The organism is Hydrogenophaga sp., assembly GCF_030373225.1.
GTDB lineage: Bacteria > Pseudomonadota > Gammaproteobacteria > Burkholderiales > Burkholderiaceae_C > Hydrogenophaga.
Window position 1 is genome coordinate 116,298 of record NZ_JAUCZG010000003.1, and the last position, 19,604, is coordinate 135,901.

General features: G+C 65.3%; 23 protein-coding genes. 7 read left to right on the forward strand and 16 right to left on the reverse strand.

The window, feature by feature from the left end; all coding sequences use genetic code 11:
• Positions 1 to 57 precede the first annotated feature (57 nt).
• From acpP to QUV35_RS02795, 7 genes are all read right to left on the reverse strand, one after another.
• The gene (gene acpP, locus QUV35_RS02765) at positions 58 to 297 is read right to left on the reverse strand and encodes an acyl carrier protein (protein ID WP_068173947.1); all 240 of its coding nucleotides are present in this window, start codon (positions 295 to 297) and stop codon (positions 58 to 60) included.
• Positions 298 to 418: 121 nt separating this feature from the next.
• Positions 419 to 1,180 (reverse strand): 3-oxoacyl-ACP reductase FabG, encoded by a 762-nt coding sequence (gene fabG / locus QUV35_RS02770; protein WP_300870666.1) that lies wholly within the window; start codon positions 1,178 to 1,180, stop codon positions 419 to 421.
• A 15-nt stretch (positions 1,181 to 1,195) separates the two neighbouring features.
• On the reverse strand, positions 1,196 to 2,146 hold the full coding sequence (fabD, locus tag QUV35_RS02775; RefSeq protein WP_300870667.1) for an ACP S-malonyltransferase: 951 nt from the start codon (positions 2,144 to 2,146) through the stop codon (positions 1,196 to 1,198).
• Between the two features lie 49 nt (positions 2,147 to 2,195).
• Entirely contained in the window at positions 2,196 to 3,173 is a 978-nt protein-coding gene (locus QUV35_RS02780) for a beta-ketoacyl-ACP synthase III (RefSeq protein WP_300870669.1), read from the reverse strand.
• A 13-nt stretch (positions 3,174 to 3,186) separates the two neighbouring features.
• Complete coding sequence (gene plsX, locus QUV35_RS02785; RefSeq protein ID WP_300870671.1) at positions 3,187 to 4,248, reverse strand: phosphate acyltransferase PlsX; 1,062 nt, start codon at positions 4,246 to 4,248, stop codon at positions 3,187 to 3,189.
• A gap of 134 nt (positions 4,249 to 4,382) precedes the next feature.
• On the reverse strand, positions 4,383 to 4,565 hold the full coding sequence (rpmF, locus tag QUV35_RS02790) for a 50S ribosomal protein L32 (RefSeq protein ID WP_019575026.1): 183 nt from the start codon (positions 4,563 to 4,565) through the stop codon (positions 4,383 to 4,385).
• Between the two features lie 144 nt (positions 4,566 to 4,709).
• Positions 4,710 to 5,276 carry a DUF177 domain-containing protein gene (locus QUV35_RS02795; RefSeq protein ID WP_300870673.1) on the reverse strand — a complete coding sequence of 189 codons (567 nt, stop codon included), beginning with the start codon at positions 5,274 to 5,276 and terminating at the stop codon, positions 4,710 to 4,712.
• Between the two features lie 37 nt (positions 5,277 to 5,313).
• On the opposite strand from QUV35_RS02795, the gene QUV35_RS02800 reads away from it, so the two are divergent.
• Positions 5,314 to 5,928, forward strand: coding sequence for a Maf family nucleotide pyrophosphatase (locus tag QUV35_RS02800; protein WP_300870674.1), 615 nt, complete (start codon positions 5,314 to 5,316; stop codon positions 5,926 to 5,928).
• A 59-nt stretch (positions 5,929 to 5,987) separates the two neighbouring features.
• Complete coding sequence (locus tag QUV35_RS02805) at positions 5,988 to 6,722, forward strand: SAM-dependent methyltransferase (RefSeq protein ID WP_300870800.1); 735 nt, start codon at positions 5,988 to 5,990, stop codon at positions 6,720 to 6,722.
• Positions 6,723 to 6,741: 19 nt separating this feature from the next.
• Here QUV35_RS02805 and galU read toward each other — a convergent pair whose 3' ends face one another.
• On the reverse strand, positions 6,742 to 7,626 hold the full coding sequence (gene galU / locus QUV35_RS02810) for a UTP--glucose-1-phosphate uridylyltransferase GalU (protein ID WP_300870676.1): 885 nt from the start codon (positions 7,624 to 7,626) through the stop codon (positions 6,742 to 6,744).
• 170 nt (positions 7,627 to 7,796) lie between these two features.
• Here galU and QUV35_RS02815 point away from each other — a divergent pair, with 170 nt between their 5' ends.
• A complete protein-coding gene (locus QUV35_RS02815) occupies positions 7,797 to 9,233 on the forward strand; it encodes a mannose-1-phosphate guanylyltransferase/mannose-6-phosphate isomerase (protein ID WP_300870677.1) in 1,437 nt (478 codons plus the stop codon).
• A 10-nt stretch (positions 9,234 to 9,243) separates the two neighbouring features.
• Positions 9,244 to 10,275 carry a UDP-glucose 4-epimerase GalE gene (gene galE / locus QUV35_RS02820; RefSeq protein WP_300870679.1) on the forward strand — a complete coding sequence of 344 codons (1,032 nt, stop codon included), beginning with the start codon at positions 9,244 to 9,246 and terminating at the stop codon, positions 10,273 to 10,275.
• Here galE and QUV35_RS02825 read toward each other — a convergent pair.
• From QUV35_RS02825 to xdhC, 7 genes are all read right to left on the reverse strand, one after another.
• Positions 10,263 to 11,246, reverse strand: a complete 984-nt coding sequence (locus tag QUV35_RS02825; protein WP_300870680.1) for a S49 family peptidase — start codon at positions 11,244 to 11,246, stop codon at positions 10,263 to 10,265. The genes galE and QUV35_RS02825 overlap by 13 nt on opposite strands.
• 22 nt (positions 11,247 to 11,268) lie before the next feature.
• A complete protein-coding gene (locus QUV35_RS02830) occupies positions 11,269 to 11,649 on the reverse strand; it encodes a Rieske 2Fe-2S domain-containing protein (protein ID WP_300870683.1) in 381 nt (126 codons plus the stop codon).
• 7 nt (positions 11,650 to 11,656) lie between these two features.
• The gene (locus QUV35_RS02835) at positions 11,657 to 12,316 is read right to left on the reverse strand and encodes an HAD-IA family hydrolase (protein WP_300870685.1); all 660 of its coding nucleotides are present in this window, start codon (positions 12,314 to 12,316) and stop codon (positions 11,657 to 11,659) included.
• Positions 12,317 to 12,360: 44 nt separating this feature from the next.
• Positions 12,361 to 13,191: an S-formylglutathione hydrolase gene (fghA, locus tag QUV35_RS02840; RefSeq protein WP_300870687.1), complete on the reverse strand. Its 831-nt coding sequence runs from the start codon at positions 13,189 to 13,191 to the stop codon at positions 12,361 to 12,363.
• The gene (locus tag QUV35_RS02845; protein ID WP_300870689.1) at positions 13,191 to 14,297 is read right to left on the reverse strand and encodes an S-(hydroxymethyl)glutathione dehydrogenase/class III alcohol dehydrogenase; all 1,107 of its coding nucleotides are present in this window, start codon (positions 14,295 to 14,297) and stop codon (positions 13,191 to 13,193) included. The genes fghA and QUV35_RS02845 overlap by 1 nt, the downstream gene beginning before the upstream one ends.
• Positions 14,298 to 14,374: 77 nt before the next feature.
• Positions 14,375 to 15,571, reverse strand: a complete 1,197-nt coding sequence (locus tag QUV35_RS02850; protein ID WP_300870690.1) for a urate hydroxylase PuuD — start codon at positions 15,569 to 15,571, stop codon at positions 14,375 to 14,377.
• Positions 15,572 to 15,711: 140 nt separating this feature from the next.
• Entirely contained in the window at positions 15,712 to 16,572 is an 861-nt protein-coding gene (gene xdhC / locus QUV35_RS02855) for a xanthine dehydrogenase accessory protein XdhC (protein ID WP_300870691.1), read from the reverse strand.
• 427 nt (positions 16,573 to 16,999) lie between these two features.
• On the opposite strand from xdhC, the gene QUV35_RS18875 reads away from it, so the two are divergent.
• Positions 17,000 to 17,326: a hypothetical protein gene (locus QUV35_RS18875; protein WP_366945388.1), complete on the forward strand. Its 327-nt coding sequence runs from the start codon at positions 17,000 to 17,002 to the stop codon at positions 17,324 to 17,326.
• Between the two features lie 117 nt (positions 17,327 to 17,443).
• On the opposite strand, the gene uraH is transcribed toward QUV35_RS18875, so the two are convergent.
• Positions 17,444 to 17,797 (reverse strand): hydroxyisourate hydrolase, encoded by a 354-nt coding sequence (gene uraH / locus QUV35_RS02865; RefSeq protein ID WP_300870694.1) that lies wholly within the window; start codon positions 17,795 to 17,797, stop codon positions 17,444 to 17,446.
• Between the two features lie 73 nt (positions 17,798 to 17,870).
• Between uraH and QUV35_RS02870 the strand changes: the two genes are divergently transcribed.
• Positions 17,871 to 18,536 carry a GntR family transcriptional regulator gene (locus tag QUV35_RS02870; RefSeq protein ID WP_300870697.1) on the forward strand — a complete coding sequence of 222 codons (666 nt, stop codon included), beginning with the start codon at positions 17,871 to 17,873 and terminating at the stop codon, positions 18,534 to 18,536.
• A 117-nt stretch (positions 18,537 to 18,653) separates the two neighbouring features.
• Positions 18,654 to 19,604: an allantoinase PuuE gene (puuE, locus tag QUV35_RS02875; RefSeq protein ID WP_300870699.1), complete on the forward strand. Its 951-nt coding sequence runs from the start codon at positions 18,654 to 18,656 to the stop codon at positions 19,602 to 19,604.

The following is a 19,604-nucleotide window of genomic DNA, read 5'->3' on the forward strand; positions in this document are numbered from 1 at the left end:
CGCGATGTCCTGCGGACCTGCGATCGGGGCTTGGGGCAAGCGTTTTGCAATCAACAATCAGGCCTTCTGGTGAGCCATTGCGTAATCGATGGCGTTTTGCACCGTTGTGATCTTCTCGGCATCTTCATCGGGAATTTCGATACCGAATTCGTCTTCGAGGGCCATCACCAGTTCCACCGTGTCCAGGGAGTCGGCGCCGAGGTCGGCCACAAAGGCTTTCTCGTTCGTGACCTGTCCCTCTTCCACGCCGAGTTGTTCGGCAATGATTTTCTTAACACGTGCTTCGATATCGCTCATAAGTCCCTCTGAGGGTGGTTGAAATGCAAGGCCGCCATTTTAGCCGTGCCAGGAAGGTCTCCCGGGATGGCCCGCCGGGCGGCTGGCGCGGCGATTCAACAAAAACGATGTGAGCGCGTCGTCAGGACATGAACATGCCACCGTTGACGTGCAACTCCTGTCCGGTGACATACGAGGCATGCGGACCGGCCAGGTAGGCCACTGCATGGGCGATGTCGGACGGCTTGCCCAGATGACCGAGCGGGATCTGACCGAGCAGCGCCTTCTGCTGCTCTTCCGGAAGCGCTGCCGTCATGTCGGTTTCAATGAATCCGGGGGCAACGCAATTCACCGTGATGTTGCGACTGCCGAGCTCGCGAGCCAATGCACGGGTCATGCCTGCCACGCCGGCCTTGGCCGCAGCGTAGTTGGCCTGACCCGCGTTGCCCGACGCGCCCACCACACTGGTGATGCTGATGATGCGACCGTAGCGCTGCTTCATCATCGGGCGGATCACCGCCCGGCTCATGCGAAACACGGCCTTGAGGTTGGTGTCCAGCACCGCGTCCCAGTCGTCGTCTTTCAGGCGCATGGCGAGCATGTCGCGGGTGATGCCTGCATTGTTCACCAGCACCTGCAGCCCGCCGTGGGACTTGACGATCTCGTCGATCAAGGCTTCGGCCGACGCCGCATCGTTCACATCAAGCCGCGCACCCCGACAGCCCGCGGCAGCGTTGGCAACACCCGCCAGGGTGTGGGTGATCTTCGCGGCGCCGTCATCGCTGGTGGCGGTGCCGATCACCACCAGACCGCGCGCGACCAGCTCTTGCGCAATGGCCGCGCCGATACCGCGCGAGGCACCGGTGACCAGCGCCACCTGACCCGCAAACTTCACTTCCGACATGGTGTGCTCCCGGCCTCAGGCCAACAAGGTTTTGACCTCGGCCAGCGAGGCCGGGTCGTACAGGGGTGCGCCCGTGAGTTCGGGATCGATGCGTTTGACCATACCGGCGAGTACCTTGCCCGGACCACACTCGATGATCGTCTCGATGCCCCGCGCCTTGATGGTCTGAACACATTCCACCCAGCGCACCGGCCCGAAAGCCTGACGGTACAGCGCGTCGCGAATTCGACCGGCTTCGGTCTCCACAGCCACATCGATGTTGTTGACAACAGGAATCTGCGGGGCAGCAAAAACCGTGCTGGCCAGTTTCTCCTTCAACCGCTCGGCCGCGGGCTTCATCAGACTGGAATGAAAAGGCGCCGAAACCTGCAACGGCAGCGCACGCTTGGCGCCGTTGGCCTTGAGCACTTCGCACGCCTTGTCGACGGCTGCCTTGCTGCCGGCGATCACGGTTTGGGCAGGATCGTTGAAGTTCACTGCCTCGACCACCTCGTGGCTGCCGGCACCAAAGCTGGCTTGAGCCTCCGCGCAACCGGCGATCACGCGTTGGGCATCCATCCCCAGAATCGCAGCCATGGCGCCGGTGCCGACCGGCACGGCTTCCTGCATGGCGGCCGCCCGAAAACGCACCAGCGGAGCTGCCTGCGACAGCGTCAATGCGCCCGCTGCCACCAGTGCCGCATATTCACCCAACGAGTGCCCTGCAAGAACATCGGGTTTCGCGCCCCCTTCGGCACACCAGACGCGCCAGGCCGCAACGCCTGCCACCAGCATCACCGGTTGGGTGTTCGTGGTCAGGGACAACTGTTCCTTCGGCCCCTCATGGATCAGGCGCCCCACGTCTTCGCCCAGGGCGTCCGACGCTTCGGCAAGGGTGCCCAGCACTTGCGGATGCTCACCCCAGGCGTCCAGCATGCCCACCGCTTGCGAACCCTGACCCGGAAAAACAAAGGCGAAATTCTTCATGAAATCTTCGATGGTTGGTGTGCGCAAACAGCCGTGACCCCAGGGTCACTCAAAAGACCAGCAGCACGGCGCCCCAGGTGAAGCCACCGCCAACGCCTTCAAGCATCAAGGTGTCGCCCTTCTTCACCTGACCCTGGCGCACGGCGTGATCGAGCGCGAGCGGGATCGACGCTGCCGAGGTATTGCCATGCTGGTCAACGGTCACCACCACCCTGTCCATGGGCAACTTGAGCTTGCGGGCCGTGCTCTGCATGATCCGGATATTGGCCTGGTGGGGAATGAGCCAGTCGACGTCCTCGGCGGTGCGGCCCGCCTTGGCGAGCACGGCGCGGGCCGTGTCTTCCAGCACGCCGACCGCCAGCTTGAACACCGCCTGGCCGTCCATCTTGAGCAGCGGATCTCCCAGCACCGCCCCCCCGGACACATGCCCGGGCACGCACAGGATGCCGGCGTGTTTGCCGTCTGCATGGATGTCGGTGGCGAGGATGCCCGGAGCGTCCGCGGCTTCCAGCACCACAGCTCCCGCGCCGTCGCCAAAAAGCACGCAGGTGGTGCGGTCGTTGAAATCCAGGATCCGGCTGAACACCTCGGAGCCGACCACCAGGGCCTTGTGCGCCGTGCCGGACTGGATCAATGCGTCGGCCACGGTGAGGGCATAAATGAAACCGCTGCAGACAGCCTGCACATCAAAGACCGGGCAGCCGGAGATGCCGAGCTTGTGCTGCAACAGCGCCGCGGTGGAAGGAAACACCATGTCGGGCGTGGAGGTGGCCACGATGATCAGGTCGATGTCTCCCGGCTGCAGTCCTGCTGCACTCAGGGCTGCGCGGCAGGCTTCGGCGGCCAGGTCGCTGGCAAACACCCCATCGGCGGCAAAGTGGCGTGCGCGGATGCCGGTCCGCTCGACGATCCACTCGTCGCTGGTTTCAACGCCGCGCCGGGCCAGCATGTCCACCATGTCGGCGTTGGTCATGCGATTCGGGGGCAGGCAGCTGCCGGTACCGGTGATGCGGGCGAAACGGGTCATGCGGGGCGAAGGGTCAGAGTGTCGGGATGCTTTTGAGTTCGCTGGGCAGCGACTCTGGCGAGATCAACTGCTGCGCATGGGCGATGCGGGCACGCACGTTCTCCAGCAGGCGATTGTGGGCCGCATCATAAGCCCGCCCCAGCGCCTGCTCGAACGCAAACGCGTCCGCGGATCCATGGCTCTTGAACACAAGCCCCTTGAGTCCCAGCAAGGCTGCGCCGTTGTACCGGCGGTGATCAACCCGGTTTTTAAAAGACTTTAGAACAGGATAGGCAACGATCGCTGCCATTTTCCGAAAGATGCTGCTGGTGAACTCTTCCCGAAGAAAGCCGCTGATCATGGAAGCCAATCCTTCGCTGGCCTTGAGCGCCACGTTGCCAACGAAGCCGTCACACACGACGATATCGGTCGTTCCCTTGAAGATGTCGTCACCCTCCACATTCCCGAAAAAGTTGAGATCGCCGGTGTTCGCCGCATTTCGCAACAATACGCCCGCTTTTTTGATCACTTCACTGCCTTTGATGACCTCTTCACCCACATTTAGCAAACCGACGCTGGGCTCCTGCCGTCCGGTGGCAGCGGCCACCAGTGCAGATCCCATCACCGCGAACTGCAGCAGGTGTTCCGCCGTGCAATCGACGTTGGCGCCGAGGTCCAGCACGGTGGTGGCGCCACCCCGGGCGTTGGGCATCTGCGTGGCGATCGCCGGACGGTCGATGCCGTCCAGGGTCTTGAGCACGTAGCGGGCGATGGCCATCAGGGCGCCGGTGTTTCCGGCAGACACCACGGCCTGCGCATGCCCGTCCTTGACCTGGTTGATGGCCACCCGCATGGACGAGTCCTTCTTGCGGCGAAGCGCCACTTCAACCGAGTCGTCCATGCCGACCACCTCGGCAGCAGGGACCACGGTACAGCGCACGTTGTTGAGCAACTGGGGCCAGGCCTTGAACAGCTCGGGTTTTCCCACCAGCAGCAACTGGACTTGCGGGTGGCTGATCAGAAAGGCCTGGCAGGCGGGCATCGTCACGCCCGGACCGACATCTCCACCCATGCAATCCACGGCAATGGTGATCATCTCAACTTCCTGAGGCGGGCACGATGGGTGCCCCGTCCATGAAAAAAGCCCGCATGGGACATGCGGGCCTGGGCCGGTTGATTCCGCCTGACCCCGAGCGCATGACGCAGCGAGGCCAACGGCGCGCCATCACGTCAGGCTTCGGATTTGTTCTTCAGCACCTGACGGCCACGGTAAAAGCCGTTGGGGCTGATGTGGTGACGCAGGTGGATTTCACCGGTGGTGGGCTCCACGGCGATGCCGGGCACGTTCAGCGCGTTGTGCGAACGGTGCATGCCGCGCTTGGAGGGGGACTTTTTGTTTTGCTGAACAGCCATGGTGGGCTCCTGAAATCGGTGGGGACAAACGGGTGCGCCTGATGCAGGCACATCGGAGTGCCAATGGATGCCAGCGCAAAGCCAAGGATTATAGCCCGAAGTGCGGACTCACCACCCAGGCAGCTTCGGGGACCGGCGCAGTGCCTATTTTTTGAGCTTTGCCAGCCCGGCAAAAGGATTCTTGCGCTCAGGCTCGCCGTCGTCGAGCCCCACCATGGGATCGGAAACCTGCATCACCACCGGCACCGGGCAGGTTTCGTGCAGGGGAACCAGGGGCAACTCCATCAACAATTCGTCTTCCAGCACGTCGTGCAGGCTCGGCCGAGGCTCCAGTGCAAGAAGGTCTTCCTCACAGTCGTCGTCTTCGGCAGCGGCGGTGGCTTCGTCGTTCACGAACCGGAACCAGCGGTCGACCGACAAAGAGGTGTCGACGGGGCCCAGGCAACGCTGGCAGGTCAGCGGCACGCTGGTGCCGGCCTGCAAATGGAGCCAGGCGGCAGCCGCACCGCCCGTGGTCCCGGCGCGCATTTCACCGTGGGCCTGCCAGGCCACCGAACCCAGGTTGGCCTGGCCGTCCTCGGCGTGAGCCTCTGCCTTCAAGCGATGGAAGTGCTCGATCGGCTCGTCGGCTTGCAGGCTGGCACCGGCCTGGGCGAAGGCGCGCACGTCCAGCCTGTCCGGACTCCAGCTGGTTTTGGGGGTGGGTTTCATGTGGGGCAGTTTAAGAGAATGCAAGGAGAATAGCGGGATGACCTCCGACCGCCCCGCCACTCCCCCTCCCACCTCAAGACCTCTCATCCTGGGTTCCACTTCGCGATACCGGCACGAGTTGCTGTCAAGGCTGAAGCTGCCGTTCGAAACCGTTGCGCCCAACGTGGACGAAACCCCGCTGTCGGGTGAAAACCCCGCGGACCTCGCCGTGCGACTGGCGTTGGCGAAGGCGCGCGACGTGGCAGCGCGCCACCCGCAGGCAGTGGTGATCGGCAGCGACCAGGTGGCGGACCTGCGCGGCGAGCCACTGGGCAAGCCCGGCAGCCACGAGCGGGCGGTGGTGCAGCTCAAGCGGCTGCGCGGCGAAACCGTGGTCTTCCAGACCGCGCTGGCGGTGGTGTGTGCGGCCACCGGGTTTGAACAGTGCGACATCGCATCGGTGCGCGTGGTCTTTCGCAAACTCAGCGACGCCGAGATCGAGCGTTATCTCCGCGCAGAACAACCCTACGACTGCGCCGGCAGCGCCAGGAGCGAAGGACTCGGCATCTCGCTGCTGGAGCGCATCGACAACGACGATCCCACGGCACTCGTGGGGCTGCCATTGATCCGCACCTGCCGGATGATCCGCGCCGCGGGCGTGCACGTGCCGTGAACGCCGAACCTGCGAAGAAAGGGGCTCTCTACCTGGTGCCCACGCCACTGGATTTCGGCATGTCTGTGGAGTCCGCCGCGCTGGACACCTGGCTGCCCCGGGAGACGTTGGCAGTGGCCAGCAGGTTGACGCACTGGATCACCGAGAACGCCAGGAGCACGCGCGCCTTCCTGAAGCGGCTCGACGCGGCCGTGGGCATCGCCGCGCCCGTTCAAGGTCAGCACATCACGGAATTGCCCCGCGCTGCGCACAAGAAAGGCGACCACGCGCCGCAGGCGCAGGGCGACGCTCAGGCACGCGAACTGCTGGATCCGGCCTTGCAGGGCCACGACGTGGGACTGGTGAGCGAAGCCGGCATGCCGGCCATTGCCGACCCGGGCAGCGCCGTCGTCCGCGCTGCGCACGGCCTGGGCCTTCGGGTGGTGCCCCTCACGGGACCGGTCTCGTTGATGCTGGCCCTGGCTGCCAGCGGCTTGAACGGGCAGAACTTTGCATTCGTCGGCTACGTCCCGCAGGAATCTGCCGATCGGGCCAGGCGACTGCGCGAGCTGGAAGCACTGGCCTTGAAGACGGGACAAACGCAGATCCTGATCGAGACGCCCTACCGCAACAGCGCGCTGCTGCAGGCGCTGCTGCACAACCTGCACCCGCACAGCCGGCTGGCGGTCAGCTGCGCCATGTCGCTGCCCCAGCAGGTGAGCCGAAGCGCCCTGGTCAGCGAGTGGAAACGCAGCACGGCCCTGACCAGCGCGCTGCCGCTGGAGACGCCGGCGGTGTTTCTGTTCGGACGTTGAAGCGATCCCCCGGGGGGCCTCAACCCAATACGCGCTGAATGTGGGCGCGCACCGACGCGCCGAGTTCGGCATTGGCCAGCGCCAGGTCAATGGTGGCCTGCAGAAAGCCTTCCTTGCTGCCGCAGTCGTAGCGCGTGCCGTCGTAGCGGAACGCCTGCACCTTCTCGGTACCGATCAGCGCGGCGATGCCGTCGGTGAGCTGGATCTCGCCCCCGGCTCCGCGGGGCTGGCGGCGAATGCTCTCGAAGACCGCCGGCGTGAGCACATAGCGGCCGGCCACAGCGAGTGTGGACGGGGCCACATCGGGCGCGGGCTTCTCCACCATGGCAAACACCTCGGCCAGCGCAGCGCTGACACCGTGAACATCGACCACGCCGTAGCGCCGGGTGTCGGCGCGCGGCACGTCCTGCACGGCCAGCACGGTGCCCGGGCTCGATTCGTAGGCTTGCACCATCTGCTGCAACACCGTCGGACCACCTTCGGCCTGCCGTTTGCCGATCATCAGGTCGTCGGCCAGCAGCACGGCAAACGGCGCGTCGCCCACCAGGCGTTCGGCACACAGCACGGCATGGCCCAGACCCAGGGCGCGCGGCTGGCGCACGTACACGCAATCCATGTCGTCGGGTTTGATGGAGTGCACCAGTTCGAGCAAGGCCGACTTGCCACCCGCTTCGAGCTCCATTTCCAGTTCGTAAGCGGTGTCGAAGTGGTCTTCGATGGAACGCTTGTGACGCCCGGTCACGAAGATCATTTCGCGAATACCGGCGGCGTAGGCCTCCTCCACCGCGTACTGGATCAGGGGCTTGTCCACCACCGGCAGCATTTCCTTGGGAATGGCCTTGGTGGCGGGCAGGAAGCGGGTGCCGAGACCACCCACGGGGAAAACGGCTTTGCGGATTTTCATGGTTTCTCTCTGAGGTATTGTTTCCAGGGCTGCCCGGCATGGTAACGGCGCATCGTGCAAGTCCATCAAAGGGCTACACTGATTCGACCGCCCGACGGGCCCGGTATTCTTTGTACCGCCTTCGCGCATTCTCCCCCTCGCCAACCTGCCCACCAGCCCACGAGCCGCCCATGAGCATCACACCCGTCATTCTTTGCGGAGGCTCCGGCACCCGCCTGTGGCCGCTGAGCCGCCAGAGTTTTCCCAAGCAATTCGTGCCCCTGGTGGGCGACCAGAGCCTGTTGCAGCTGACGCTGGAGCGTCTGGCCTGGTGCGGGAACACGCCCATTTGCGTGGCCGCGGAAGACCACCGATTCCTGGTGGCCGACGCGATGGAATCGCGCGGCTCTTCGGGGCAGGTGCTGCTGGAGCCGGCCGCTCGCAACACGGCGGCGGCCATGGCACTGGCCGCCCTGCTCGCCACCAGTCCGCCCGATGCCGATCCGCTGCTGCTGTTCTGCCCTTCCGACCACCACATTCCCGATGCCGAGGCTTTTGCGCACACCATACAGCTCGGCGTCGCGGCGGCAGAGGCCGGTGCCATCGTCACCTTCGGCGTGATGCCCAGCTTTCCCAGCACCGCGTATGGCTACATCGAGCAGGGAGAGGCCCGGTCCGACGGCAGCCGCCGCGTCGCACGCTTCATTGAAAAACCCGCACCCGCGGCTGCGCAGGCCTTGCTGCTGCAAGGCAACGTGCTGTGGAATGCCGGCATCTTCCTGGCGCGCGCCAGCACACTGCTGACAGCCCTCGGCCAGCATGCCGACGACATCCTTCAAGCCTGCCGCCAGGCGATGGCGCGCCCGAAACAGGACACCGTGGGCCTGATTGACTTCGTGCGGCCCGACGCGGCGTCGTTCCTCGCCTGCCGCTCGCAAAGCATCGACTACGCAGTGATGGAACGCCATGCCGACGTGGCCGTGGTGCCCTTTCAGGGCCAGTGGAGCGACGTCGGGAGCTGGAACGCCGTGGCCGATCTCAGCCCGGCCGACGACGATGGCAACCGGATCACCGGCCAGGGCCACACCCTGCACGCCAGCAACACCTTCATTCACGCGCCGGGCCGCACCGTGGTGGCGCTGGGCACGCGAGACCTGCTGATCATCGACACGCCCGACGCCCTGCTGGTGGCCCAGCGCGACCACGCCGAACAGGTCAAGGATGTGGTGGCCCACCTCTCGCGCCTGAAAGTACCGCAGGCTGCGCTGCACCGCCGGGTGGCCCGCCCCTGGGGCTGGTACGACAGCGTCGACATGGGCGAACGCTTCCAGGTCAAGCGCATCGGCGTCAAGCCCGGCGCCAGCCTCAGCCTGCAGAAACATCACCACCGCGCTGAACACTGGATCGTGGTCCAGGGCACGGCCGAAGTCACTCGGGGCAGCGAAACCTATCTGTTGTCGGAAAACCAGTCGACCTACATCCCCATCGGCGAGGTGCACCGGCTGCACAACCCCGGCAAGCTGGCACTGGAAATGATCGAGGTGCAGTCGGGCAGTTACCTGGGTGAAGACGACATCGTGCGGCTGGAGGACAAATACGGCCGTCAACCCGATGCCGCCAAATCCTGAGGCAACCCGCATGAAGATCCTGCTCACCGGCGGCGCCGGCTACATCGGCAGCCACACCGTGGTGGCCCTGGTCGAAGCGGGCTTCGACCCCGTCGTGCTGGACAACTTTGCCAACAGCCACCCGGTGGTGATGGAGCGCCTGGCCACCATCACCGGGCGCCCCGTGGCGCTGGAGCGTGGCGACGTGCTCGACACGCCCTGGGTGGAAGACGTGTTGCGCCGCCACCAGCCGGCCGGCGTGGTGCATTTTGCGGGCGACAAGGCGGTGGGCGAGAGCGTGGCGTTGCCGCTCAAGTACTTTCACAACAACATCGGTGGTGCGGTGAGCCTGCTGAGGGCCATGCAGGCCGTGCACGCGCAAGACCCCGCCATCGCGCCCACACTGGTGTTTTCCAGCAGCGCCACGGTGTACGGGGACCCGGTCACGGTGCCGATCACCGAAGACTTTGCGCGCAGCCACACCAACCCGTATGGCCACAGCAAGCTGGTGATCGAAGACATGCTGGCGGCGCTGCGCACCGCCGACCCGCACTGGCGTGTGGGCGTGCTGCGTTATTTCAATCCGGTCGGCGCACACCCCAGCGGACTCATCGGCGAAGACCCGGCCGGCATCCCGAACAACCTCATGCCCTTCGTGGCGCAAGTGGCCGTGGGCCAGCGCGAGCACCTCAACGTCTACGGCAACGACTACCCCACGCCCGATGGCACCGGGGTGCGCGACTACATCCATGTGCAGGACCTCGCCGCCGGCCATGTGGCCGCGATCAAATCGCTGCTCGGACGCAGCGAGAGCTTCACGGTGAACCTGGGCACGGGCCGCGGCCACAGCGTGCTGGATGTGGTGAAGGCATTCGAGGCCGCCAGCGGGCGGCCGGTGCCGTTCCGGGTGGCGCCACGCCGTCCCGGAGACGTGGCGCAATGCTGGGCCGACCCCGCACTGGCTCTGCGACTGCTGGGCTGGCGGGCCCTGCACACGCTGGACGACATGTGCGCCGACGCCTGGCGCTGGCAAAGCGCCAACCCGAAGGGTTATCGCAGCTGAACACCCGCGGCGCGGGCGGCCAGGAACATGCCTTCGCCCACGCTCGCACCGAAGCGTTTGGCCAGACGCAGGCCGACGTTTTCGCGACGGGTGTAGTCCACCAGTTCCTCGGCCTTGACGATCTCGCGCGCCACATAGTCGAGGTTGCCCAGCCCGTCGGCCAGGCCCAGCGTCACGGCCTGCTGGCCGTTCCAGACCAGGCCACTGAAAGTCTCGGGGGTCTCCTTCAGACGGTCCCCGCGGCCTTTCTTGACCACCTCGATGAACTGGGTGTGGATCTCGCCCAGCAGGTTCTGCATGAACTGGCGCTGCGACTCGTCCTGCGGGCTGAACGGATCCAGCAGACCCTTGTTGTCGCCCGCGGTCATGAGACGTCGCTCGATGCCGAGCTTGTCCATCAGGCCTGTGAAGCCGAAGCCGTCCATGAGCACACCGATGCTGCCCACCAGGCTGGCCTTGTCCACATAGATGTCGTCTGCGGCCGCCGCGATGTAGTACGCCGCCGATGCGCAGGTCTCTTCGACCACCGCATACACCTTCTTGTTGTGGATGCCCTTGAGCCGGGTGATCTCGTCGTTGATGATGCCGGCCTGCACCGGACTGCCGCCCGGGGAGTTGATCAGCAACACCACCGCCTGGGCGCCCGCGTCCTCGAACGCCGATCGCAGGGCGGCCACGATGTTCTCGGCGCTCGCCTCCGAATCGGAATCGATGGCTCCCTTGATTTCCACCACGGCCGTGTGAGGCGTGCTGATGGACGATGTCACGTTGCTGCTGGCAAAAACAAACCAGACGATCGCGCCCAGAATGGCCAGCCACATGAAGCGGGTGAACATCTTCCAGCGGCGGGCCGCCTGCTGCTCGCGGATGGTGGCGAACACCAGCTTTTCGAGCGTGGCACGCTCCCACGCCACGCCTGTGGTGCGGTCACCGCCAGCGGGGGTCGTCGAGCCGATGTTGTCGTCGTTCATGGTGGGTTTTCCCGGGTGTTTCTCAGAATTCAACAGGTTTGAGGTGGTATTGTGACCGCCAGTGGATCACCCCATCGAGCTCGAGCAGTTCGATCTTGAACAGCCCGCCACGGCAGGGACCGCCCCGGCATTCACCGGTGGCGGGTTCGTACACCGCTCCGTGGGTGGCGCACATCAACCAGCGCCCCGTGTCGTCGAAAAAGCGATCGGGCTGCCAGTCCAGCTCCATGGCCACATGGGCACAGCGGTTCAGATAGGCGTGCGGGCGGCCCTGAAAACGCACCGCAAACGCGCGGCAGGTCTGTCCCGCGTAGTTGACATCGAAGGACACCGCCCTGCCCCCCTCCACCAGATCGAGGCTGTTGCACAGCGGGTGGATCGGGTCGTCTCCTGCTGGGGTCATGATGCTTTCAGGCGTGGGTGACGAGCCAGTCGTGCAGCTCGCGCACCGAGTGCGCCACGTGCCGGGGCTTGAGTTCGTGAAAGGCCTCGGGCTCGTGCGCGCCGTAGCTCACGCCCACACTCGCGCAGCCGGCGTTGAGTGCCATCTGCAGATCGTGGGTGGTGTCGCCGATCATCAGCGTGCGCTCGGGCGGCACACCGAACTCGCTCATGAGCTGATGCAGCATCAGCGGGTGCGGCTTGCCCGCCGTCTCGTCCGCGGTGCGTGAGCCGTCGAACACGCCGGCGAGCTCGACCGTGCGCAGCACGTCGTTGAGCCCCCGGCGGCTCTTGCCCGTGGCCACGGTCAGCCAGTGCTGGCGCTCCTTGAGCTCGGCCAGCAAGGGCAACACACCCTCGAACAGGCTCAGGTCGTGCTGGTGCGCCATGTAGTGGTGGCGGTAGCGCTGACCCAGCTTGGCGTATTTGCGGGGCGACACATCGGGCGCGGCATGGGCCAGCGCCTGCGTCAGGCCCAGGCCGATCACATAGCTGGCCGCCTCGGTGGTCGGCGGCGTACCGCCGACGTCGGCCACGGCTCGCTGGATGCTGCGGGCAATCAGCGCGGTGGAGTCGAACAGGGTGCCATCCCAGTCGAAGGCGATGAGGTCGAATTGGCGAGGACGCATGGGGTTGGGGTTTCGCAATCAGGGCAGGGTCTGCAGCCTTGCGGTCAAGCCGCGTGGTGGCGCAAGTGGTCTTCGATGCAGCCAGCGATGAAGTAATACCCATGGTCGTAGCCCTCGTGCCGGCGCAGCGTCAGTGGCTGACCAGCCTCCTGGCAGGCTGCCTCGAACCGGTGGGGGTGGAGCTGCTCGGCCAGAAACGGGTCGGCCAGGCCCTGATCGATCAGCACCGGCGGCAAACGCCGCCCGTGCTTGACCAATTCGGTGGCGTCATGCTCTGCCCAGGCCGCCCGGTCCGGCCCGAGGTAGGCGCCAAACGCCTTCTCGCCCCACGGACACTGGGTGGGCGCAGCGATCGGAGCGATGGCGGAGACGCTCTGGTACAGATCGGGATGCCGCAAAGCCAAAGTCAAAGCGCCGTGACCACCCATGGAGTGGCCGCAAATGCCCACCTTCTGCTGCTGCGCCGGAAAGTCCGACAGCACCGTTTCATGGAGTTCGCGGGCGATCCAGCTTTCCATGCGGAAGTGTCCGGACCAAGGCGCCTGGGTCGCATCCAGGTAAAAGCCAGCGCCGTGGCCCAGGTCCCAGGCCGCGTCGGCACCCTCGATGCCGGTGTTGCGCGGGCTGGTGTCGGGAGTGACGATCATCAGGCCGAGCTCGGCGGCGATGCGCTGGGCGCCGGCCTTGATGGCAAAGGTCTCTTCGGTGCAGGTCAACCCGGCCAGGAAGAACAGCACCGGCACCGGGCCCTGCTGCGCCTGCGGCGGCACGAACACGCCGAACTTCATCGGCAGGCCGGTCTCGGTGGAGGCGTGGCGGTAGAAGCCCTGCACGCCACCGAAGCAGCGGTGTTCGCTGATCGTCTCGATGGTCATCAGAATTCCACCACGGCGCGGATCGATTCGCCGCGTTTCATCAACGCAAAACCTTCGTTGATGTCGGCCAGCTTGAGCTTGTGGGTGATCAGGTCGTCGATGTTGATCTTGCCTTCCATGTACCAGTCGACGATCCGGGGAACGTCGGTGCGTCCGCGTGCGCCGCCGAAGGCCGAACCTTCCCACTTGCGCCCGGTCACCAGCTGGAACGGACGCGTGCTGATTTCGGCTCCGGCCTCGGCCACGCCGATGATGATGCTGCGGCCCCAGCCCTTGTGCGTGCACTCCAGCGCCTGGCGCATCACCTGGGTGTTGCCGATGCATTCAAAGCTGTAGTCGGCGCCGCCATCGGTGAGCTGCTGGATGGCGTCGACCACGTTCTCGGTGGTCTTCGGGTTGATGAAGTGCGTCATGCCGAACTTGCGTGCCATGGCTTCGCGCTCGGGGTTCAGGTCAACGCCGATGATCTTGTCGGCGCCCACCATCTTCGCGCCCTGGATCACATTCAGGCCGATGCCGCCCAGACCGAACACGACCACGTTGGCGCCCGCCTCCACCTTGGCGGTGAAGATCACCGCGCCGATGCCGGTGGTGACACCGCAGCCGATGTAACAAACCTTGTCGAACGGAGCGTCTTCGCGAATCTTGGCCAGCGAAATCTCGGGCGCCACCGTGTAGTTGCTGAAGGTGCTGGTGCCCATGTAGTGAAAGATGGGCTGGCCGTCGATGCTGAAGCGGCTGGTCGCGTCGGGCATCAGACCCTTGCCCTGCGTACCGCGGATCAGCTGGCACAGATTGGTCTTGCGGCTCAGGCAGAACTTGCACTGGCGGCACTCGGGTGTGTAGAGCGGGATCACGTGATCGCCCTTCCTGAGCGATGTCACGCCCGGGCCCACGTCGACCACGATGCCGGCGCCTTCATGGCCCAGGATGGCGGGGAAGATGCCTTCAGGGTCGGCACCCGAGAGCGTGTAGTAGTCGGTGTGGCAGATGCCGGTGGCCTTGATCTCCACCAGCACCTCGCCAAACTTCGGTCCCTGCAGGTCGACGGTTTCAATGGTGAGGGGCTGACCTGCTTTCCAGGCGACGGCGGCTTGCGTTTTCATGGTGGGGCGATGGGTTGGTGTGATCGGCATCGAGGGTACCGCAGAAGCCATTCCCCCCGACGCTCCTCGCCCATGCGTCAGTCCACCCTCGACCCCCCCTTGAACCACTGCGCGAACAGGGCTCGCTCTTCTTCCGTGAGTCCGGTGGCATTGTTCATGGGCATCAATTTCGAGACCACCACCTGCTGGTAGACCGCCAGCGCATGCTGCTGGACCGCTGGCGCGGAATCGAGCCGCACGTTTTTCGACTGCAAGGCCTCGCCGTGGCACATCACGCAGCGCTGCTCGATCACCGGCTTGAGCTGTGCATAGCTCACGCTCTCGGGCACCGACACCGCCTGCACCGGGGCGGGCCTGAGCCAGACGATCAGCGCGAGCAGCACCACCGCGCCGGCTGCCGCGTAGGGCCAGGGGTGTGCGTTGCGGCCCAGCTTGAAGCCATGGCGCATCACGAAAAACTGCCGGATCGCCGCGCCCGCGAACATCATGCCGATCAGGATCAACCAGTTCTGCGGGTGGTTGTAGGTGAAGCTGTAGTGGTTGCTCAGCATGGCAAACAGCACCGGCAGGGTGAAATAGGTGTTGTGCACGCTGCGCTGCTTGCCGCGCTTGCCGTGGATCGGGTCGACCGGGCGGCCGGCCTTCAGGTCGGCCACCACCGTGCGCTGGCCGGGGATGATCCAGAAGAACACGTTGGCGCTCATGGCGGTGGCGATCATCGCGCCCATGAGCAGAAAGGCGGCACGACCCGCGAACAACTGTGTGGCCAGCCACGCCGCCACGCACACCAGCACGAGAACCAGCGCGCCCACCTTGGCGTCGCCGTTCTCACGCTGGCCCAGCGTGCGGCAGATCGCGTCGTACAGCAACCAGAACACCACCAGGAAAGCCAGCGCACCGGCAATCGCGGCGGGCGGACTCCAGGCGAACACATTGGGGTCGATCAGATAGACGCTCGGGCTCCAGAGGTAGGAGATGAGGAACAGCGCAAAGCCCGACAGCCAGGTGGAATAACTCTCCCAGTAGAACCAGTGCAGGTGCTCGGGCAGTCTGGGCGGTGAGACCGCGAACTTCACCGGGTGATAGAAGCCACCGCCGTGCACGGCCCAGAGTTCGCCGCTCACACCGTCTTTCTTGAGTTGTTCGTCTTGCGGCGGCGTGAGGCTGCTGTCGAGGAACACGAAATAGAAGGAGGAGCCGATCCAGGCAATCGCCACGATCACATGGAGCCAGCGCAGCAGCAGGTTGGCCCAATCGAGCAGGTAGGTTTCCATGGCACCTCAAGGCAAGGACATCACTTGCGACTCACCACCGCGGGCGCTCTGAGTCGTCTGAGGGCCGCGACAGGCTGGGCTCACGCCCACCCGCTCCGCTGCGACCGGATCGGCAAAGTGTATACAGATTTTGAAGACAATCAAGCCGGCCTGGCGGCCTTTGCACCGGCTTCCACGACAAGCAACAACTGCGCCACCACCGAGGCGGCGATCACCGCCGGCTCCTTGCCGTCGATGCCCGGCAGCCCGATCGGACAGGTCACGCCCTGCAACTCTTCCGCGGTGAAACCACGCTCGACCAGCCGACGGGCAAAGGTGGCCCACTTGCTCCGGCTGCCGATCAGGCCGATGAAGGCCAGGTCCCTGCTCGAACGCTGACGCTGGAGGCAGGCCGCCACGACATCGAGGTCCTCTGCATGCGAGAAGCTCATGATCAGCACGCAGGCACCAGCGGGCACGTCGCGCACGGCGGCTTGCACCGGGTCGGACTGTTCGGTGAACACCTGCGGCGGCAGGTCTGGTGCAAACACACCATCGCGACTGTCGATCCAGCGCACGTCGAACGGCAGAGGCCCCAGCGCCTGCACGATCGCCCGTCCCACATGGCCCCCCCCGAACAGTGCCAGCGGCGTGTGCGCGGGCTGCAGTCGAACCCGCAGCGAGGCCGCCTGGGCAGCATCCACCGGTTCGAAATGCAGCACCAGGTCGCCGCCGCAACACTGGCCCAGGCTCGGCCCGAGTGCGACGCGTTCCCGCCACGCCTGTGGCGGATCGTGGGGCGGCAGGGACCATCGATCCAGCGCTGCGCGCGCCTGTTGTGTTGCTTTCCACTCCAGATGACCGCCGCCGATCGTGCCCACTTCACCACACGTCGCGTCGGCAAAGACCGCCATCCAGGCACCGGCTTCGCGAGGAACGGAGCCGCGCGATTGCTCAACGGTGATGAGAACGGCCGGGCCCTGCGCCAGATGCAGCAGAAAGGTTTCAAGCTCGCGGGGCATGTGTGGCGTCGACGTCAAAGAATGTGTATGCAGAAGTAAGGAGGCTGCGGCACAGCAGTATCGACCGTACTGTGCGAAACGCCACAGCCGATCCACAATACCCGCCATCCACCCGTTCGTATGCGCCCACATGGCCGGAACGGGATCCGATCCGTTCAAACAGGCCCACCCCATGAGAGACATCGAACCCGCACCGCAACCGGCTTCCCGCCCCGATGCCGCTGTTTCCACCACCCGCGCCGGCCGCGCGTCCTGGGCCTGGATCGGCGTCCTGAGTGCGGCCCTGCTCGCCTCCTGTGCCGCCCCTCCACCCCCACCCCCCCCGCCACCACCGCCAGCTCCGGCACCGGCACCCGCTCCTGCTCCTGCTCCCCCACCTGTTTCCGAATTGCCCCCGCCAGCCTTCATTTCCCATGCGGTGTCGCCCATGGATTACCGCAAGGACGGTGCGCGCCACATCTATGAGCGCAACAGCCATCGCATCTACAAGGGCCAGATGCCGCCGCTGATGCATGCGGTCGGCGTGCTGCAGGTGGAAGTGGATCACCGCGGCCATGTGCGCAACGTGAGCTGGATGCGTGCGCCGAGCCACGTGCCCGACGTGATGCGCGAGATCGAGCGCACGGTGCGCGCCGCCGCGCCGTTTCCGGCGCCGGTGCGCCTGGGAAGCGTCACCTACACCGATGTCTGGCTGTGGGACAAGAGCGGCAATTTCCAGCTCGACACGCTGACTGAAGGGCAACGAAGCAAATAGCACCCCCGTGCCGACTGAGGCGTCACCCCCTCAAGGGGGCAACGCGGTGCGGCCCGGCAAAGCCGGTTCCGCCGCATTCCGGGTTCGGGCACGCTCTTTGGCTGCAGCGATGCCGGGTCAACTGCCCCGGTACGTGGAATAGCTCCACGGGCTCACCAGCAGTGGCACGTGGTAGTGCTGATCGGTGTGCGCCACACCGAAGTCCAGCGACACCCGGTTGAGAAAATTCGGCTCGGGCAAGCTCACGCCCCTGGCCGCGAAGTAACCCTTCACATCGAACACCAGCCGGTAGGTGCCGACCTTCAGGCCCGCGTTGTCGTACAGGGGTCCGTCGGGATTGCGTCCGTCCTGGTTCAGCACAAAGCGTTTGACCAGGGTGGCCTGGTCGCCTTGTGTGGTGTGCAACTCCACCTGCATGCCCGCGGCGGGGCAACCGTGCATGGTGTCCAGAACGTGTGTACTCAGGCCCATCGTCATCCTTGAAGTGGTTGGCAGTCGACTGAAAGTGTATACACTTTTTGCCTTTTTTGGATATGATGCGGCGATGGAAACCTCCAGCACCCTTCACATCGTCGAGTCGCTCACGCGGGCCATCGTCGAACACCGGCTGCACCCGGGCACCAAACTGGCCGAGCAGAAACTCGCCGACCATTTCGGGGTGTCGCGCACCCTGGTGCGCCAGGCGCTGTTCCAGTTGTCGCAGAACCGGCTGATCCGCCTGGAGCCCGCGCGCGGCGCTTTCGTGGCGGCGCCATCGGTGGAAGAGGCGCAGCAGGTGTTCGCCGTGCGGCGCATGCTGGAAGCAGAAATGACGCGCGCATTCGTGAAGAACGTGACCCACGCCAAGATCAAGGCGCTGCGCGAACATGTGGCGCAGGAAAAGCTCGCGGTGCACAACGAAGACGTGGCCGGGCGCACCGAGCTGCTGGGCGACTTCCACGTTCGCATGGCCGAACTCATGGGCAACCAGGTGCTGGCCGACCTGCTGCGCGACCTGATCTCGCGCTGCGCCCTGATCACGCTGATGTACCAGACGAACCAGGCCGCAGAGCACTCCAACGACGAGCACGCCGACATCGTGAAGGCGCTGGCCGCACGGGACGAAGAGCTGGCAGTGCGCCTGATGAACGAGCACCTGCTGCATGTCGAGGAAAACCTGACCTTCGACCGCAAGCTGCCCACGAACGACATCTCGATGGCACTTTCATGATTCTTCCCCGTTGCCTGCGCACCGCGTGTTGCCGCATCACTCCGCCAGGAGCAATGCCTGCGGCCCGGCAGAGCCGGCAGCACTGCATTTCCGGTTGATTCCATCTCGCTCCATCTCATGTCTCTTTACGATTCCACCGCTTCCTACCCCCGCGACCTGGCCGGCCATGGCCGCGATGTGCCGCATGCCCGCTGGCCCGACGGTGCGCGCATTGCGGTGCAGTTCGTGCTGAACTTCGAAGAAGGCGGCGAGAACAGCGTGCTGCACGGCGACGACGGGTCCGAGCAGTTCCTCTCCGAGATGTTCAATCCGCCGGCCTACCCGGCGCGGCACATGAGCATGGAAGGCATCTACGAGTACGGGTCGCGCGCCGGTGTGTGGCGCATCCTGCGCGAATTCGAGCAGCGGGGCCTGCCGCTCACCGTCTTCGGCGTGGCCACCGCATTGCAGCGCTGCCCCGATGTGACGGCGGCCTTTCAGGCACTCGGCCACGAGATCGCGTGCCACGGCCTCAAGTGGATCAGCTACCAGAGCGTTGATGAGTCCACCGAGCGCGATCACCTCGCACAGGCCATGAAGCTCATTGAAGCGCTGACGGGCAGCCGTCCGCTGGGCTGGTACACCGGGCGCGACAGCCCCAACACGCGCCGGCTGGTGGCCGACCACGGCGGCTTTGAATACGACAGCGACTACTACGGCGACGACCTGCCCTTCTGGATGAAGGTGCGCAAGACCGACGGCAGCGACCAGCAGCAATTGATCGTGCCCTACACCATGGACTGCAACGACATGCGCTTTGCACTGCCCCAGGGGTTTTCGCACGCCGATCCGTTCTTCGAATACCTCAGGGACAGCTTCGACGCGCTCTATGCCGAGGGTGACCCCGCCGGCCTGGACCGGCCGAAGATGATGAGCATCGGCATGCACTGCCGCCTGCTGGGCCGGCCCGGCCGCATCACCGCGCTGCAGCGTTTCCTGGACCACATCGCACAACACGATCGGGTGTGGGTGGCGCGGCGCGTCGACATCGCACGCCATTGGCGCCAACACCACCCGGCCCCTGCCTGA

Bases quoted from the DNA above. Each gene is read 5' to 3' on its own strand.
- acpP (WP_068173947.1), bottom strand. From the start codon at position 297: ATGAGCGATATCGAAGCACGTGTTAAGAAAATCATTGCCGAACAACTC.
- fabG (WP_300870666.1), bottom strand. From the start codon at position 1,180: ATGTCGGAAGTGAAGTTTGCGGGTCAGGTGGCGCTGGTCACCGGTGCC.
- fabD (WP_300870667.1), bottom strand. From the start codon at position 2,146: ATGAAGAATTTCGCCTTTGTTTTTCCGGGTCAGGGTTCGCAAGCGGTG.
- QUV35_RS02780 (WP_300870669.1), bottom strand. From the start codon at position 3,173: ATGACCCGTTTCGCCCGCATCACCGGTACCGGCAGCTGCCTGCCCCCG.
- plsX (WP_300870671.1), bottom strand. From the start codon at position 4,248: ATGATCACCATTGCCGTGGATTGCATGGGTGGAGATGTCGGTCCGGGC.
- rpmF (WP_019575026.1), bottom strand. From the start codon at position 4,565: ATGGCTGTTCAGCAAAACAAAAAGTCCCCCTCCAAGCGCGGCATGCAC.
- QUV35_RS02795 (WP_300870673.1), bottom strand. From the start codon at position 5,276: ATGAAACCCACCCCCAAAACCAGCTGGAGTCCGGACAGGCTGGACGTG.
- QUV35_RS02800 (WP_300870674.1), top strand. From the start codon at position 5,314: ATGACCTCCGACCGCCCCGCCACTCCCCCTCCCACCTCAAGACCTCTC.
- QUV35_RS02805 (WP_300870800.1), top strand. From the start codon at position 5,988: ATGTCTGTGGAGTCCGCCGCGCTGGACACCTGGCTGCCCCGGGAGACG.
- galU (WP_300870676.1), bottom strand. From the start codon at position 7,626: ATGAAAATCCGCAAAGCCGTTTTCCCCGTGGGTGGTCTCGGCACCCGC.
- QUV35_RS02815 (WP_300870677.1), top strand. From the start codon at position 7,797: ATGAGCATCACACCCGTCATTCTTTGCGGAGGCTCCGGCACCCGCCTG.
- galE (WP_300870679.1), top strand. From the start codon at position 9,244: ATGAAGATCCTGCTCACCGGCGGCGCCGGCTACATCGGCAGCCACACC.
- QUV35_RS02825 (WP_300870680.1), bottom strand. From the start codon at position 11,246: ATGAACGACGACAACATCGGCTCGACGACCCCCGCTGGCGGTGACCGC.
- QUV35_RS02830 (WP_300870683.1), bottom strand. From the start codon at position 11,649: ATGACCCCAGCAGGAGACGACCCGATCCACCCGCTGTGCAACAGCCTC.
- QUV35_RS02835 (WP_300870685.1), bottom strand. From the start codon at position 12,316: ATGCGTCCTCGCCAATTCGACCTCATCGCCTTCGACTGGGATGGCACC.
- fghA (WP_300870687.1), bottom strand. From the start codon at position 13,191: ATGACCATCGAGACGATCAGCGAACACCGCTGCTTCGGTGGCGTGCAG.
- QUV35_RS02845 (WP_300870689.1), bottom strand. From the start codon at position 14,297: ATGAAAACGCAAGCCGCCGTCGCCTGGAAAGCAGGTCAGCCCCTCACC.
- QUV35_RS02850 (WP_300870690.1), bottom strand. From the start codon at position 15,571: ATGGAAACCTACCTGCTCGATTGGGCCAACCTGCTGCTGCGCTGGCTC.
- xdhC (WP_300870691.1), bottom strand. From the start codon at position 16,572: ATGCCCCGCGAGCTTGAAACCTTTCTGCTGCATCTGGCGCAGGGCCCG.
- QUV35_RS18875 (WP_366945388.1), top strand. From the start codon at position 17,000: ATGGATTACCGCAAGGACGGTGCGCGCCACATCTATGAGCGCAACAGC.
- uraH (WP_300870694.1), bottom strand. From the start codon at position 17,797: ATGGGCCTGAGTACACACGTTCTGGACACCATGCACGGTTGCCCCGCC.
- QUV35_RS02870 (WP_300870697.1), top strand. From the start codon at position 17,871: ATGGAAACCTCCAGCACCCTTCACATCGTCGAGTCGCTCACGCGGGCC.
- puuE (WP_300870699.1), top strand. From the start codon at position 18,654: ATGTCTCTTTACGATTCCACCGCTTCCTACCCCCGCGACCTGGCCGGC.